The organism is Nitrospirae bacterium YQR-1 (assembly GCA_039908095.1).
Classification (GTDB): domain Bacteria; phylum Nitrospirota; class Thermodesulfovibrionia; order Thermodesulfovibrionales; family Magnetobacteriaceae; genus Magnetomonas.
Map to the genome: position 1 here is coordinate 1 of JAMOBJ010000048.1, position 15,478 is coordinate 15,478.

At 39.7% G+C, this 15,478-nt stretch carries 16 protein-coding genes and 1 pseudogene; 15 read left to right on the top strand and 2 right to left on the bottom strand.

From position 1 onward, the window contains the following. Positions 1–104: 104 nt before the first annotated feature. Both H7844_15140 and H7844_15145 read right to left on the bottom strand, forming a co-directional pair. Entirely contained in the window at positions 105–1,475 is a 1,371-nt protein-coding gene (locus H7844_15140) for a sigma-54 dependent transcriptional regulator (GenBank protein MEO5358615.1), read from the bottom strand. A 1-nt stretch (position 1,476) separates the two neighbouring features. After that, positions 1,477–2,892 carry a HAMP domain-containing histidine kinase gene (locus H7844_15145; GenBank protein MEO5358616.1) on the bottom strand — a complete coding sequence of 472 codons (1,416 nt, stop codon included), beginning with the start codon at positions 2,890–2,892 and terminating at the stop codon, positions 1,477–1,479. Positions 2,893–3,103: 211 nt separating this feature from the next. Between H7844_15145 and H7844_15150 the strand changes: the two genes are divergently transcribed. The 15 genes and pseudogenes from H7844_15150 to H7844_15220 all read left to right on the top strand — a co-directional run bounded on the left by H7844_15150 (position 3,104) and on the right by H7844_15220 (position 15,466). Continuing rightward, the gene (locus H7844_15150) at positions 3,104–3,397 is read left to right on the top strand and encodes a nucleotidyltransferase family protein (protein MEO5358617.1); all 294 of its coding nucleotides are present in this window, start codon (positions 3,104–3,106) and stop codon (positions 3,395–3,397) included. Continuing rightward, complete coding sequence (locus tag H7844_15155) at positions 3,394–3,534, top strand: hypothetical protein (GenBank protein ID MEO5358618.1); 141 nt, start codon at positions 3,394–3,396, stop codon at positions 3,532–3,534. Before H7844_15150 ends, H7844_15155 begins: the two co-directional genes overlap by 4 nt. Positions 3,535–3,833: 299 nt before the next feature. Beyond that, positions 3,834–5,966 carry a SulP family inorganic anion transporter gene (locus H7844_15160; GenBank protein ID MEO5358619.1) on the top strand — a complete coding sequence of 711 codons (2,133 nt, stop codon included), beginning with the start codon at positions 3,834–3,836 and terminating at the stop codon, positions 5,964–5,966. A gap of 11 nt (positions 5,967–5,977) precedes the next feature. Further along, positions 5,978–6,796: a cytidylate kinase-like family protein gene (locus tag H7844_15165; protein MEO5358620.1), complete on the top strand. Its 819-nt coding sequence runs from the start codon at positions 5,978–5,980 to the stop codon at positions 6,794–6,796. 13 nt (positions 6,797–6,809) lie between these two features. After that, entirely contained in the window at positions 6,810–8,036 is a 1,227-nt protein-coding gene (locus H7844_15170) for a response regulator (GenBank protein MEO5358621.1), read from the top strand. A gap of 128 nt (positions 8,037–8,164) precedes the next feature. Further along, positions 8,165–9,781, top strand: coding sequence for an ATP-binding protein (locus tag H7844_15175; GenBank protein ID MEO5358622.1), 1,617 nt, complete (start codon positions 8,165–8,167; stop codon positions 9,779–9,781). Positions 9,782–9,790: 9 nt separating this feature from the next. Continuing rightward, positions 9,791–10,159, top strand: a complete 369-nt coding sequence (locus tag H7844_15180) for a response regulator (GenBank protein ID MEO5358623.1) — start codon at positions 9,791–9,793, stop codon at positions 10,157–10,159. Between the two features lie 21 nt (positions 10,160–10,180). Continuing rightward, complete coding sequence (locus H7844_15185) at positions 10,181–10,558, top strand: response regulator (GenBank protein MEO5358624.1); 378 nt, start codon at positions 10,181–10,183, stop codon at positions 10,556–10,558. Positions 10,559–10,868: 310 nt separating this feature from the next. Then, a pseudogene (locus H7844_15190) lies at positions 10,869–11,282 on the top strand (hypothetical protein). A 126-nt stretch (positions 11,283–11,408) separates the two neighbouring features. Then, the gene (locus H7844_15195) at positions 11,409–11,792 is read left to right on the top strand and encodes a response regulator (GenBank protein MEO5358625.1); all 384 of its coding nucleotides are present in this window, start codon (positions 11,409–11,411) and stop codon (positions 11,790–11,792) included. Between the two features lie 280 nt (positions 11,793–12,072). Continuing rightward, positions 12,073–12,558, top strand: coding sequence for a universal stress protein (locus tag H7844_15200; protein ID MEO5358626.1), 486 nt, complete (start codon positions 12,073–12,075; stop codon positions 12,556–12,558). Between the two features lie 60 nt (positions 12,559–12,618). Next, the gene (locus tag H7844_15205) at positions 12,619–12,864 is read left to right on the top strand and encodes a hypothetical protein (protein MEO5358627.1); all 246 of its coding nucleotides are present in this window, start codon (positions 12,619–12,621) and stop codon (positions 12,862–12,864) included. A 7-nt stretch (positions 12,865–12,871) separates the two neighbouring features. Beyond that, a complete protein-coding gene (locus H7844_15210; protein MEO5358628.1) occupies positions 12,872–13,957 on the top strand; it encodes a sulfite exporter TauE/SafE family protein in 1,086 nt (361 codons plus the stop codon). 30 nt (positions 13,958–13,987) lie between these two features. Continuing rightward, entirely contained in the window at positions 13,988–14,860 is an 873-nt protein-coding gene (locus tag H7844_15215; protein ID MEO5358629.1) for a universal stress protein, read from the top strand. A 354-nt stretch (positions 14,861–15,214) separates the two neighbouring features. Then, positions 15,215–15,466: a transposase gene (locus tag H7844_15220; GenBank protein MEO5358630.1), complete on the top strand. Its 252-nt coding sequence runs from the start codon at positions 15,215–15,217 to the stop codon at positions 15,464–15,466. The last annotated feature ends 12 nt before the right edge of the window (positions 15,467–15,478 follow it).

A 15,478-nucleotide genomic window follows, 5' to 3' on the forward strand; every position in this document is an offset into this window, starting at 1 on the left:
CTGTCCGATATGTACCAATAACATTCGTATGACACAGTAAAAACCACCCTCTAAATCTCCCATGAGGGAGACTTCTACTCCTAAACCCCCTTAACAAAGTGGGCTCAAAAAGGGCTACTATCAGTCAGTTCATATTTTTTGAGTTTTCGCCAGAGGGACACCCTGTCAAGGCCGAGAGTCTCAGCTGCTGTGGTCTTGTTGCCGTTGACTTCATTCAGTACCCATTTAATATATGCCATTTCCTGCTCATCAAGAGTAAGAATCCGTCCCTGTTTCTTCCTGAACGTTTTGATGGTCAGTGAGCGGATATCCTCCGGCAGATGGCGCTCATAAAGGATATTTCCGTTTGCCATGATAACACCGCGCTCAATAATGTTTTCAAGCTCCCTTACGTTTCCCGGGAAATCGTACTCAGTTAAGATAGTCATTGCCTCCCGTGAGATTTCTCTTATATCCTTTTTAAATAATGATGCGTATTTTTTTAAAAAATAATAACTAAGAAGCGGAATGTCGTCTTTTCGTTGGCAAAGAGGCGGTAAATGCAGTGAGACAACGTTCAGGCGATAGTAGAGATCCTGGCGGAAATCCCCGCTTTTTATGGAATCGGTTAAATCTCTGTTTGTTGCCGCTATAAATCTTGCATTTATGGCAACAGCCTCAGTGCCGCCCACTCTTAAAATCTCTCTCTCAGCAATGGCTCTAAGCAGCTTTGCCTGCATGACCGTGGGCATCTCAGTTATTTCATCCAAAAACAATGTTCCACCCTCCGCTATTTCCATAAGCCCCTTTTTAACCATGCTTGCTCCGGTAAAAGCTCCCCTTTCATGGCCAAAGAGTTCGTTTGCAAGGAGATCACCGGTAAGAGTGCTACAATTTAAACCGACAAACGGCCCGGCACTTCTTGTGCTGTTTTTGTGGATAAACCTTGCAAACAGTTCTTTCCCTGTGCCGCTCTCCCCCACTATCAGCACGTTACAGTCTGTAGGAGACACACGGTGGGCTGTCTTTAGGAGTTCCTCCATGTTTCTGTTCTGAGTTATTATCCGCCTTCCACCGGAAATATTTTCTATCTGCTCTTTTAACGCCTTGTTCTCCCTCTTAAGTAAAACCTTCTCCATCGCCTCTTTGACTACCTTGCGTACCTCATCCAACCTAAATGGTTTTGCAATGTAGTAAAAAGCCCCTTCTTTTATCGTCTTTACTGCTGAATCAAGGGTTGCATAACCGGTTATTATTATCACCTCAGTGTCCGGATTCTGCTCTTTACACTTTTTCAGTATTTGCATTCCATCTACAGATTCCATCTTTAAATCAGTAAGAACAACATCGTAATCGTTTTCAGTTAGGAGTTTAAGAGCATGAGAGCCGCTTTGGGTGCTTACCACATCATACGATTCCTTTTTCATTATGTGTTGAAGGTTTTCTATCGCTATTTTTTCATCGTCAACAATTAATATTTTTCTAATAATCTCCATGCTAACACCCCTGAGTTTTAATTAAATTACCCTTTAACGGAAGTCTGATTTTAAAAGTCGTACCCTCCCCTACCGTGCTTTTTACACTTAAACAGCCGCCGTGGTCTTCCACTATTTCATGTACAATGTAGAGGCCAAGCCCCGCCCCCTTACCAACATCTTTTGTTGTAAAAAACGGATCAAATATCCTGTGTAAAACCTCATCCGGTATACCCTCTCCGGTGTCGCTTATTTCAATATCAACAGATTCGCTCTCATGGATACATTTACGGTTGGTTTTTATACAGTGCCCATCATCTAATCCAATAAAAGGCAATGTGACGCCTGATTTCATAGCATTGGATTTGGCGCTTATTGAAATTTGTCCCTGCCCATTTATAACATCTGCTGCATTGCTTATGAGATTTAAAAAAATCTGCTGCAATTTTTGCTTATCTGCAATAATCATTAAATCTTCCGCTATATCAATGATTATTGACATCTTATTAAGTAAACGGCCTCTTATAAATACAAGAACCTCTTCCGTCAGCTTTTTAAGTGATATTGATTCCTTTGAAAACTCCTTGTTCCTTGAAAAATCAAGAAGTGACCGCACTATATTACGTGCCCTTACGGTTTGCTCATCTATCTGGCCGATAAGTTGTTTTTTATAATCCATATCAGTCTCTTCAATTTCCTCAGATAGTATCTGGCAGGAGGTTGATATGTTAGAAAGGGGATTATTCAACTCATGGGCAACTCCGGACAGAAGTGTGCCAAGAGAAGCCAGTTTTTCGGAATGAATCAGGTGCTGCTGTTTTAGTTCCATCTCCTGAAGCATTTTATTGAATGTGTCTATTAAAGAAAGTATCTCACCGTCATTTGAGTTGACGTGGAGCTTTTCAAATCCGCCTTCCGATATTATTTTCATGCTTTCCTCAAGTTGCTTCAGGGGTTTTACGACCATCTTTGAAATTATCTGCCCTATGACAATCAATATCAACGTTACTGCTACTATTGAGGCGGCAATAAATAACCGTGCCTTTATGAGAGTACGTTTATGATGAGTTTTTTCGATTTCTGATATGGTCTCGGCCTCTGTCATTATGCTTTTCCCAAGTGTTCTTATTTTATTTTCTAAGATGCTACGTTCGGAAAACTTAGTATTAAGTATAAACAAACTGTAAAAGTTTTCAACTAAATTGTTGTATTGTATAAGTTTTTCTTCAATTTCATTAATTTTTTTTTTGCTAACAACTGTTTCAAAAATTTCTTTATTGTTTTTAAGTAAATCTACCGCCTTAAAGGTATATTTGATATTTTCATCCTTATCTGCTGATTTTTCATAAAGAAAATAATTTTTTTCAAAGCGTCTGACTTCAAGAACGGTATCCACAAATTCGGATACCGTTTCAAGTGAAATTATCTTTCTTTCCATAAATCCAACCTCTACGAAGGCAAATATGGAAATCAGAAAGAGCATAACCAGAATTACAATGTAGCTGGCCACAATTTTTTTTCTTATACTCGATTTCCATTTAAACATAAGCCGAATTATAGCACATTCGTTGCAAAATGCAACAGGGGTTTATATTTTTCAACAGTGATGTAAACCAACGTCATTTGATATAATAAAATGAAACAAACATATGAAGACCATATATGAAATAAAGACGATAATCAATTTCAACAGGAAAGTCCTTGAGAACCACTTCAAGGTCAAGGCCTTCGGAGTTTTCGGCTCCTATGTCCGTGGGCAGCAGAAGATACGAAGCGATATAGATATTCTTGTTGAGTTTAGCGAGCCGGTGGATTTAATCCAGTTCATAGAGCTTGAGAATTATCTTGCCGACAAGCTTGGGAAAAAAGTGGACATTGTTACGAGAAATGCACTAAAACCCTTTATAGGAAAGTGCATACTTGAGGAGGTAGTCTACGTATGAGCAAGCGACAATACATGGACTTCTTAAACGATATTTATAAGTATATTAATGATGTCGGTGATTTCATTGTAAACATAACATACGAGGAATTTCTCAAAGATAAAAAAACGAATTACGCTGTGCTGGTATCTGGATAACGCTTTAATACTACTTACATGCAGCATTCTACCCAGGAATTGTTACATTTTGCAATACAGCTGTTGTATAATGCAACAATGATAAGACATTGTTTTTGCTGAAATATTTTATTTCATGTTGCAATATGCAACGTTGATCTTCACTATTTAGAGCATCAATGTTGTATCTATAGCCTGCTGGCACAGAAATTGAACAAAAGGCTGTGGAATGTGTCGCAGACCAGGAAATAACGGCTGTTTTCCAAAGTGGACTTTTATCTATAGGTGCGCTTTGTGAGCAACCTAAGCGCTTTATACTAATGAGTTTTATTAACATCATAAGGCGTTTTTTACCTTTTTTAGCATGGTTTGAAAACTATTCCTCAACTACTTTAAGAGCTGATCTTATATCAGGAATAACGGTTGCGCTGGTTTTAATTCCCCAGTCTATGGCTTATGCACAGCTTGCCGGCCTTCCGGCGTATTACGGACTTTATGCGTCTTTTCTGCCCCCTGTTACGGCCGCTCTTTTTGGTTGCAGCAGACAGCTTGCCACTGGCCCCGTCGCCGTGGTTTCATTGATGAGTGCAGCTGCTTTAGAGCCTTTGGCTACAAAAGGAGGAGAGGCCTTTATTGCTTATTCGGTTCTGTTAGCACTTGCTATCGGAATATTTCAACTGTCTTTAGGACTATTAAGGCTTGGGCTGGTGGTAAATTTCCTGTCACATCCGGTTGTTATAGGCTTTACCAATGCCGCCGCTATAATTATTGCCACATCTCAGCTCGGTAACATGCTTGGTGTGACCGTTGACAATGCCGACCACCACTACGAGACTATCATTAATGTAATAAAGGAAGCCGCCGATTATACACATTTACCAACCCTTGGCTTTGCTGTCTTTTCTTTTACGATTATGATAGTGTTGAAAAAAATCAATCCACGGCTTCCAAATGTTCTTATTGCGGTAGTTCTGACCACTGTCCTTTCGTGGATGTTCGGCCTTGAGAAAACACAGAAGATAAATATTACAGCTATCAGGTCTGAAGACATAGTGGAAAAAATAAGAGATTATAACAGCGCTGTCAAAGAGGCGGACGAACTGGCTAAGAAACTGACCTCTTCAAATGCCCAACTGACAGAGGCCAAAAAAACTAAAGGAGCACATTCTATTGCCGCTCTTGAGATTACACAAGAAATAGACCGCAGCAACCTGCTAAAGGATGAGTTAAAAAAACGAGGACGGCTTCTTAGGGTCCAGTTGAGAAACTTTAAAATTGAGGCTGATAAAGACAACGACGGAAAGGTAGTGTATAAACTGAGAGAGCCGTATAGTAAATCTCCGGTATATCATATGGTTGTTAAAAACAAGCCGATTGCTGATGATGGAATTATTTTAAGCTGCGGAGGGAATGTTTTAGGAGCCATACCAAAGGGATTACCCACTTTTGCTTTTCCAAAGTTTGATTTACACATTTTTACTACAATATTTCCAAATGCCATAATAATATCAATATTAGGCTTTATGGAAGCTATTTCAATAGCAAAAGCGATGGCAACAAGAACAGGGCAGCGAATTGATCCCAATCAGGAACTGACAGGGCAGGGGCTTGCTAATATTTTGGGCTCTCTGGGGCAAAGCTATCCTGTTTCCGGCTCTTTTTCACGCTCCGCTGTAAATTTACAAGCCGGTGCTGTAACAGGTCTGTCAAGTGTTTTTACCAGTGCTCTTGTTATCTTAACTCTTATGTTTTTTACGCCGCTGCTCTATTATTTGCCTCAGTCCGTTCTTGCCTCAATCATAATGATGGCGGTAATTGGATTAATAAACATAAAAGGTGTGCTACATGTTTGGCATGCTCAGAAATATGACGGCATAGCGTGTGTCCTCACTTTTTTATTTACTTTAGCATTTGCACCCCACCTTGATAAGGGTATTCTTATTGGCGTGGTGTTTTCCCTTGGACACTATCTCTACCGTAACATGAAACCTCAGGTTGTACTTCTGTCCAGACACGATGACGGCACTTTGAGAAACAGCGATATGTACGGGCTTAACCGTTGTGAACACATATCGGCAATAAGTTTTGAAGGCTCATTGTTTTTTGCAAACACTTCTTATCTTGAGGACCAGGTGCTTGCACAGGTGGCTTTGAAGCCAGGTCTGAGACACGTTATTTTCTGTTGTGAGAGTATCAACGAGGTAGATGCTTCCGGTGAGGAAGCTCTCGGAACGATAATTACAAGGCTTGCCGACAGAAACATAGATGTTTCATTTACAGGCTTAAAGGATCAGGTTATCGAGGTGTTTAAGCGCACCAGCCTTTATGCTAAAATAGGACAGGGCAGGATATTCAGGACGGAGGCAGAGGCTATTAACAAAGTTCACCATACCGCGCACATAGATAGTACTGAGAGGGAATGTCCTTTAATCAGAGTTTGTTATATAAGATAAGTGAGGTTAATATGTCAATAGTTTTGGTAAACAGCCCTTCTTTCAGCGGCGGTGAGAATGTTTGTAAGATGGTGGCGAATAAATTGCAATATGACTACTTACAAGACGATATAATAGATACCGTATCGGCCACTTACGGAATTGATTCTGAAAAACTTGAAAAAGCTCTGAAACATGCCCCTTCTTTTTTTGGTATGTCTTTGGAGGAAAGAATTATATACCTTACGTATTTTCAGGCTGTTTTTGTGAAGACCCTTCTAAAGGATAACATTGTGTATTGTGGCGGCATTGGCCACACTTTAGTTTCAGGTATCTCTCATATTTTTAAAGTCTATGTAATTGCAGATGTAAACGAAAGGGTGCGTAGAAGGGCCGCCAATGAAAATATCAGTGAGGGAGATGCTCTGAAAAAAATTCAAAAAGATGATAAAGAACATGCCAAATGGATGAAAGCTGTACTAAAGACGGATGATTCCAATCCGGCCTTATACGATTTGACTATAAATATCGGCCAGATAACAGAGGATGATGCTGTGGAGTTTATCTGTAAAGCTGTGCAAAGCAGGCGGTTTCAACATATGACGTATTCCATAAACTGTTTAAAAAACCTGGAGCTTGCTTACAGGGTAAAGGCGGCACTTATACATCTGGATTCGGAACTTACAGTAAGAGTGGAAGAAGATGTTGTTTACATCAACACAAAAACTCTGGACAAAGAGAAACGTCTTGCCAAAATTAAGGAGATACTGAAAACGTTGGACAACATAAAAGATGTACATATAAATGTGCTGGAAAATTACATGGAAAGAATATCTTTGACGGAGCGTTAATAAGGAGAAAGGCATGTCATTAATTACACTATTTAGCGGCTCATGGTGTTCAAACGAGGACTTTGAGAGAAATCTTACAAAGGAGACAGGTTATCGTTTTTTAACTGAGGAGCGATTTCTTGAAAATGTATCTGCCGCATACAATATAACTGTAAAAAAACTTCAGAAATCTTTGTATCATGAACCTTCTATTTTTAATGATTTTACTCATGACAGAGAGAAAGCTCTTGCGTATATTCAACTTGCTTTTTCAGAGCTGGTCAGGGAAAATAATATAATTTTTAAAGGTTTTTCCGCTCACATAATACCTGAGGAAATTCAACATAATTTAAAAGTATGTCTCATAACAGGTATAAACAACAGGACCAAAACAGCACAACAACACAGTGCCGCCCCGGAAAAAGAGATAACCTCCGCAATCCTGGAAGATGATAACAGGTTAAACACTCTGACACAGTACCTGTTCAAAAAAATTCCGTGGGATAGTACCCTTTACGATATTCTAATACCGACAGATGTAGTCTCAACAAATGATGCGCTCAAACTGGTATTGGAAAACAACCAAAGAAAGCTGCTTGCCTTTACATCACGTGCCGAGGCTGCGGGTGCTGATTTTATTTTATCGTCCAATGTGCGCCTGGCACTCTGTGACAAGGGACACGACCTGAAAATAAGCTCCAGCGGTGGTAGTGTCAAAGTGATTGTGGATAAGTACACAATCCGTTTAAAAAAGCTTGAGGAAGAGATAAAAAAGATTGTTGCCGCACTACCGGATGTCAGGGAAGTTTCCGTTGAGGTCGGCCCAAATTTTAATGACAATATTTACAGAAGATATGACTTCACACTTCCGTCAAAGGTGTTGGTTGTGGATGACGAAAAGGACTTTGCTCTGACTCTTTCAAACAGGCTTAAGCTTCACGATATAGGTTCTGCTGCGGTCTTTAGCGGCAAAGAGGCTCTGAACATAGTAGAGGATGAGGTGCCGGAAATTCTGGTTCTTGACCTAAAAATGGAGGGCATAGACGGTATTGAAGTGCTGCGAACCATAAAGAATAAATACCCGGGGATAGAGGTTATTATGCTTACCGGTTATGGCTCGGAGGAAGACAGAGCTCAGGCAAAAAATCTCGGAGCCTTTGAGTACTTTGAGAAACCTGTTAATTTTGAAAACCTTATGGGTACTTTAAAAGCCGCTTATGAAAAAATATCAAAAAATAAAAACGACAAAGACAAAGAATAATTATGGCATTGATACAGTCTTTACATGAAAAATTTGGATTTTCCACACTAATACAAAGTTCCAACAGGTATAAGTGGATCAAAATATATATAACGCTTTTTATTTTCGGACTGTCGGGAGTTTTTTTAATGATTATTTTGTTTGTAAGCAGAGTTTGGTTTCAGGGTTTTTTCTATCAGGAAACATCTAAGCTTCTCAGATGGCAGATGAAAAATTCAAGGAATAACGTCGAGTATTTTTTGAATATGAAATTATCGGCGTTGAAGTTTATCGTGTCGGAGTACTCCATAAGCCAGTTGAAAGAGGAAAAGACGCTTCATAAGTGTTTAACAAATATCAGAAAAGAGTTCGGAGACATAGTTGACATAGGTGTTATTGATGCCGGGGGTACGATGATATCTTATGTAGGACCATACAAGATCAAAGGAAACACTTTTACCGACCACGACTGGTTTCAACAAGTGATAGTGCGTGATACTTACATAAGCGATGTCTTTTTGGGGTATAGAAAGCTTCCTCATTTTGCAATAGCAATTAAGATAGTTGAGCCTGAAAGTCAAGATTATTTAGTCATAAGGGCAACCATTGACACTTATTCGTTATTAAAGCTAATTCGTAACGTTTCTTTAAGGGAAGGAGATGACGTTTTTTTAATTAATAAGAACGGTTTGCTTCAGACTCCCTCCAAACTTTTTGGGGATGTGTTAAACACTTATAAAGGATTGGTTCCTGAGTTATCAGGTGATACCGCTCAAACATTTGAGGGGGGCAAAAATGGACAGGTTATAGGATTTATAAATATAAGGGGTTCAACATGGCTTTTAGTAAACATAATACATCCCAAAATGGATACTTTAATTGTCAAATTCTTTTTTAAGGAGTTGCTATCCGTATATATTGCAGGGCTGGTGGTACTGGTTACTGTCACTGTAATAATAACGAACCTGTTGGTAAATCGCATAAAAGTAGCCCATCAGGAGCGGGAGACGGCCATGATGGAAATCGAGCATTCTAGTAAGATGGCCTCAGTAGGCAGGCTTGCCGCCGGTGTGGCTCATGAGATAAATAATCCGCTTGCCATAATAAACCAAAACTCCGGTCTTTTAGTTGACATAATAGAAATAACTGAGGAGATGCCTAACTGCGGAATAAGTAAAGAGCTTGCTAATAAGTTTAGAAACATTGCCGGTACTATTTCCAATGCGGTCTCTCGTTGCCATACGATTACACATCGTCTGTTGGGTTTTGCCCGCCGTATGGACGTAAACTATGAAGAGGTTGATATCAAAGAGCTTATAAGAGAGGTTATCGGGTTTCTGGAAAAAGAGATGCAATACAAAAATATTCAACTAACAGAGGATTACTCCTCAGATTTACCTCGCGTTATCACCGATAAAGGACAGCTTCAGCAGGTGATATTAAATATTATAAATAATGCTTTTGATGCAGTGGAAAAGGGCGGTATTATAGAGGTATCCTCACATATAAATGACGATTCAAGGTTGATAATAGCTATAAAAGACAACGGCTCCGGAATGAGCGAGGAGCAACAGAAGCATATTTTTGAACCGTTTTTCTCCACAAAAGAGCGAGGTAAGGGGACAGGGCTTGGTCTTTCTATATCTAACGGAATAGTGAAGAAACTGGGAGGTTCTTTACTTGTGCAAAGCAGTCCAGGCAAAGGGTCCGTTTTTAATATAGATTTACCGTTAAAGAGAAACGATATGACATTAAGCAATTATTAAGGATGTGAAATGAGAGTTTTACTGGTTGACGATGAAAAAGATTTTGTATCGGTACTTTCAGAGAGGTTAAAGTTAAGAGGTATTGAGGCGGATTTCTTTTATTCGGCGATTGAGGCAATAGAGGCGTTTAAGAAAGACTCCGGCTATAATGTGATTGTTTTGGATTTAAAAATGCCGGATATGGATGGTGTCACTGCGTTTACAATATTTAAGGAGATAGCCCCTTTAGTGGAAATCATCATATTATCAGGACTGATTGAGCCTGGTCAGGAGCTGGCACTTATAGATAAATCGGCTGCTGCTTTTCTGTATAAACCAATTGAAATCAAAGAGCTGATAAGTAAGATAAAAGAAACTATCTTAAAAAAACACTGCTAAAATGACAGAAAGGAACCGTTAATGGAAAAAACACTACAGATACTTGTTATAGATGATGAGGCCATAGCCGTAAAAAGGCTAAAGGCATATCTGGAGAAACTTAACTATTTGGTCGAGGGGTATGAGAATCCGCTGGATGCACTACAGAGAATTAAAGAGAAAGATTTTGATATCGTCATAACAGATGTAAGAATGAACGAGATTGACGGTATAGAGATTCTAAGTGAGGTCCGGGCAAAGTCTGAAAGAACGAAAGTAATAATGATAACAGGCTATGCGATGATGGAACTGGCACGTCAGGCGATGGAAAAGGGGGCTTACGATTTTATAGCCAAACCGTTCAAACCGGAGGAGTTGCTGCGGGTAGTTTTAAGGGCGGCTGACACTCCCGGGTCATAGCAGCCGTTGTTTTTTTATGCTGTTCTAAATATAAACACACTACACACCGTAGTTGACAAAGGAGAATGTTATGGACCATGAAACTTTTCTAAAGCAATCTGCCACTATCCCGCAATTATGTGAAAGTTTAAAAGGATTGATGGAAAAGTATGACATTTTTCTTGGTAAAAATGCAATTCTTGTAATTATAACCTGTTTGGATGACCAGTGTTCTACAATAATAGAATATATAAAGCGTGAATTAAGAAAATTTCATCCCCAAAAATATGATGATACAGATGAATTTATCCATATGGAAAAGTTTTATGGAATGAGACTATTTGGAGGAATTTTTTTACCAAAAACAAAGACTTATGAGAGTCTTTTACCGGCGGCACACCATATCCCTGATAAGCTGGGCGGTAAGTTGTTGATACTAAACTTTTCACATATCGGTTATGACAGTGATTCCGGGAACTTTGGTGTTATGGTACGCTATGGTCATGAAAAGTCCTCACCGGCATGTGGGGCAATAAAGCTTTGTTATGACAGAATTGTGGCCGGTGCCAATCCCCCCAATGACGCAGACTTAAAATCACTTACAAAATATCTTGATAAGACGGTAAAAACACACAGAATTGCAAAAACAGAAAAAGGACATGACATTTTAAATGTTACTGTAAGGGCTTTTAATGATCAAATCCCGTGGATTTCAGAGCAATTGGCAACTTTGGCGGTAATGGACCATATAGACATATTATATGTAGGCGGCATAGAGATAGATTACAGCAAAAATTGCGAGGAGCTAAGTAAAGATAAGATAGCTGTACTAAACAGATTATTTATAGATAAAACAGGGGTTGTAACCTCGCTGGATAAGCGGCTTAGGGTTTTAGTGGTTGATGATGAGCCGATAGTAGGAAAGAGACTTAAACCTGTTTTAACAAAGATGGGTTGTGATGTTGAGACTTTTGAAAATCCAAAAGCCGCACTTAACGCAATCATGGAACAGGAGTACGACATTGTTGTAACAGATATCAGAATGGATGGGGTGGACGGTATTGCAATTTTAGAGGCAGCAAAGCGCAAATCAACACATACTAAGGTAATCATGATAACGGGTTATGCCATGACAGAAATAAAACGGCAGGCATTAGAAAGAGGCGCTTTCGATTTCATTGTTAAACCTTTTAATGCAGATGACTTTCGTAAGGCTATTGCAAAAGCAGCAAAATCCTTAGATTTTTTTATTTAATTAAAACTTGTAATCAACCACTACGTTTATAAAATACACCCCCTACACTACCAATATGTTGCAAAATGCAACAGAGATTTCTGTTTTGCAACACCAATCTTTTCTCTTATTTTAAGGAGACTTTTATTTTACGTTGCATAATGCAACATCAAACTATCGAAGACTATCTCGTGTATATAAAAATATTTAAAATAATCGTTATATATCAGGTACTTACAAAATTGGCACGGTTTTTGATTTATAGATAAATAAAAAGAAACCCGATGAGGAGGAAAAACAAATGGTGTTGAAAAAGTTTTCAGAGAAGATGGACAAAATGTTTACGGCGGTAACATTTGCAGAGGAAGGTGAGTTTGACACGGCAAGGGAGTTTATGATGGACAGCAGAAGGGTACTGCTTGCCATTACCGAAAACAGCATTGACAGAAAAACCCTTTTATACACAATTAACACCTGTAAGAGGATAAATGCAGAGCTTGACATCTTGTACTTATCTAAAACAAATGAAATGAATAATTCTCTGCAAACATTCCTTTCAGAGCTCGATAATGAAGGTATTAAATACAGGCTGATAGTAAAAACCGGAAGCCTGAGAAGCGAAATAGTAGCCTATACGGAATCAAACAAGGAAATTCTTTATGTAATCGTGGATTCATCTGACAACTGGGACACTACAGCATATGAAAAAGAAAGAGATTTCCCTGACCTGTTCAAAAACTTAAGATGTCCGCTGGTTGTTATTAAAGAAAGTGCGGTAAGAACATAGTTTCAAAAATCTTCTGAAAATTAAACTAAAAATTAAACTAAATTTAAGGAGGAAGTAAAAATGGGTGGATATACAGAGAAAAAGAAAAATGGTATTATGAAGTTTGTGATTTTAGCAGTCCTTTCATGTGTGTTGTATGTCGTCCTTCTGGTAAAACAAATGACTCTAATCGGGTATTTTTCAAAAGGTGGATTTTACGCACTATTGCCCGTGGCCACGGCTTTCTTGTTTTCATTTGTACACGGGGGTTTTACAGGTGAGTTTTGGACGGTAATCGGCATAGAAGCTAAAAGGATAAGGAGGTAAACGTTAGATGCATGATATCATAAATGAATCTGCAAATTTTATTGATTTAGGAACTATGCAGATAGTATATCTGTTTGTGATGGGGTTTATCGGTGGCCTTGTAAGCGGTTTTATAGGCTCAGGCGGGGCATTTGTACTAACGCCGGGGATGATGAGTCTTGGAGTGCCTGCCCTTGTGGCCGTGGCAAGCAACATGTGCCACAAGTTTCCCAAAGCGCTCGTTGGCGCTATAAAACGCTACAGATACGGGCAGGTGGACGTAAAACTTGGCCTTATAATCGGGGTATCAGCCGAGGCGGGGGTACTCTACGGAGCCTCTATTCAGCAGCGGATAAAAGACACCTTCGGGGATGCCGGATCAAACCTCTACGTAAGCGTTGCTTTCGTATTAGTGCTTGGCATTGTGGGTGGAATAATTCTCAAAGACGTTATAAAATCAACAAAAGCCGGTACACAGGATTCAGTGGAGAAACCGACTAAGATTGCCATGTGGTTACGCACAGTTAACATCCCAGGCACGATGATATACTTTAAGAGTATAGACGCTAAGGTATCTATTCTCTTTACTCTTCCTCTTGGGTTTGCAACCGGTATGTTAGCCGCAACTATTGCAGTTGGCGGCTTTGTGGGCGTCCCTTCAATGATGTATATATTAGGTGTTCCCGGCCTCATTGCCTCGGCTACTGAGCTGGTCATAGCTTTTGTTATGGGTATGGGGGGGTCTCTCAAATACGCGCTTCACGGCCTTGTTGACATAAGACTTGCCATGTTGATTTTAGGCGGCTCACTATTTGGCATACAACTGGGCGCTATAGGGACAACCTATGTGAGGCCATTTATGATAAAGGTTGTTATGGCTACAATTATGCTGATTGTTTTGGTAAGCCGCGCCATTATGATTCCTGTCTATCTTACTAAACTAAAGGTAATCAACGGCCTGAATGAGAGCGCCCTTAAAATAATGAGTAACACTAGTTTTGCAATTATGATGTTGGCTCTCTTTATAGGCGCATTTATCATATTGAAGGCCATTTGGAGCGGGCTGCGAGCTGAAAAAATGCTTTCTATGAGAAAGGAATATAAAAAGGCTTAAGATAACAACCTAAATGGAGGATATATAGGTATGGAAGCAACATCAATGGAAGTCATGTACAGACAGGAGCTGATGGGAGCGTTGAAATCAATTCTTCTGGCTGTTGACGGCTCAGATTATAGTAAGGGCGCAGTTGAAGAGGCTATTCTCTTTGCCAGGTCCTGCGGTATTAAGTTAACTATGCTCTATGTTCAGGGATTAAATGATGGATTTGAGACTGGTGGTATGACCTTTGTAGAGACTATGGACAGACGTTTAGATGATTACTTTGATGATGTCAGGGAAAAGGCCGCCGATGAAAACGTAGAGATGGAAATAATCATACGGCGCACATCCGACGCCTACAGGGGAATTGTAGATGAAGCAATAGATAAGACAAGCGATATAATCATAATGGGAAGGCGCGGAATGAGCGGCCTTAAAAGGATGATAATGGGAAGTGTGACGGCAAAAGTCTTAGCCTATGCACCGTGCAAGGTGCTGGTCGTACCCAAAGAGGCGGAGATAAGGGGCGATCACATTATGCTTGCCACAGACGGCTCTAAGTTCAGTTTGGCCGCTGAAGCCGAGGCTATTAACATGGCTGCCAGATGCCCTATCGTTAAGAGTTTTCACGCAGTTTCAGTTGCTGCTACTAAAGAAAAAATAGCCGAGGCTGAGAAAAATCTGGAGAGAGTCAGGAACAATGCCACTAAATGCGGGGTAAACGTTGAAACCCTCACACTTGTTGGCGAACCTTATAAAGCTGTGGTTAACGCCTCCATGGAGTCAGGCGCAGACTTGGTAATAATGGGCTCACACGGTAGAACCGGTATAGAGAAACTCCTAATGGGAAGTGTAGCCGAACGAGTAGTTGCATTGGCGCCTTGTTCGGTTCTTGTTGTTAAAACTGCTATGGATTAGTAATACATTATGAATTAGAGAGATAGTTAACCCGAAATCCGATATAGAGGAGAGAAAAACGAGTAAAGAAGCTGAAATAAAAGGAGATAATAGGAAGTAAGAAATCACCCAAGAGGTTAAGTAAAAAAAAAGGCTCTTTACCGAAAGAGTGGGTAGAAAAGTAAGAAGTAACCTCTGTTGCCTAATTCTCACATAGCCGAAAGGTAAAAAATGTCACCCGTAGGGGCGTAACAAAGTGGAGCAGGTTTCTGAAAGAAACCTTGACATTTTTAGCTACCTGAAGGCTACCACTTTTGAGGCGACAGGAGCTTATTCTTTCTTTTACCCACTCAAAATGTGAAAGAACCAAATAAAATGAATTCAAAAGCGAGTATAAAAGTTATCGCCTACAATCTATTTGTAGGGTTTAAAAGGTTGTCATGTCCTGAAAGCTGGAGCAAACACACGATAGGCACGTTAAGGTGGAAGATGATACAGGTAGCAGGGCGGATAGTGAGCCATGCAGGACAGGTAATTCTAAAATTAGCAGTTGGAATAAAGCAACTTGGTATATTTGAAGAGATACGGAGGAAAACTTTTGAATATAGCCTGTTATGTAGTGGCTAAAAAAAGTTGGAG

Excerpts from the sequence above, each read along its gene's own strand:
- H7844_15140 (MEO5358615.1), bottom strand. The coding sequence starts at position 1,475 with ATGGAGATTATTAGAAAAATATTAATTGTTGACGATGAAAAAATAGCG.
- H7844_15145 (MEO5358616.1), bottom strand. The coding sequence starts at position 2,892 with ATGGAAAGAAAGATAATTTCACTTGAAACGGTATCCGAATTTGTGGAT.
- H7844_15150 (MEO5358617.1), top strand. The coding sequence starts at position 3,104 with ATGAAGACCATATATGAAATAAAGACGATAATCAATTTCAACAGGAAA.
- H7844_15155 (MEO5358618.1), top strand. The coding sequence starts at position 3,394 with ATGAGCAAGCGACAATACATGGACTTCTTAAACGATATTTATAAGTAT.
- H7844_15160 (MEO5358619.1), top strand. The coding sequence starts at position 3,834 with ATGAGTTTTATTAACATCATAAGGCGTTTTTTACCTTTTTTAGCATGG.
- H7844_15165 (MEO5358620.1), top strand. The coding sequence starts at position 5,978 with ATGTCAATAGTTTTGGTAAACAGCCCTTCTTTCAGCGGCGGTGAGAAT.
- H7844_15170 (MEO5358621.1), top strand. The coding sequence starts at position 6,810 with ATGTCATTAATTACACTATTTAGCGGCTCATGGTGTTCAAACGAGGAC.
- H7844_15175 (MEO5358622.1), top strand. The coding sequence starts at position 8,165 with ATGATTATTTTGTTTGTAAGCAGAGTTTGGTTTCAGGGTTTTTTCTAT.
- H7844_15180 (MEO5358623.1), top strand. The coding sequence starts at position 9,791 with ATGAGAGTTTTACTGGTTGACGATGAAAAAGATTTTGTATCGGTACTT.
- H7844_15185 (MEO5358624.1), top strand. The coding sequence starts at position 10,181 with ATGGAAAAAACACTACAGATACTTGTTATAGATGATGAGGCCATAGCC.
- H7844_15200 (MEO5358626.1), top strand. The coding sequence starts at position 12,073 with ATGGTGTTGAAAAAGTTTTCAGAGAAGATGGACAAAATGTTTACGGCG.
- H7844_15205 (MEO5358627.1), top strand. The coding sequence starts at position 12,619 with ATGGGTGGATATACAGAGAAAAAGAAAAATGGTATTATGAAGTTTGTG.
- H7844_15210 (MEO5358628.1), top strand. The coding sequence starts at position 12,872 with ATGCATGATATCATAAATGAATCTGCAAATTTTATTGATTTAGGAACT.
- H7844_15215 (MEO5358629.1), top strand. The coding sequence starts at position 13,988 with ATGGAAGCAACATCAATGGAAGTCATGTACAGACAGGAGCTGATGGGA.
- H7844_15220 (MEO5358630.1), top strand. The coding sequence starts at position 15,215 with ATGAATTCAAAAGCGAGTATAAAAGTTATCGCCTACAATCTATTTGTA.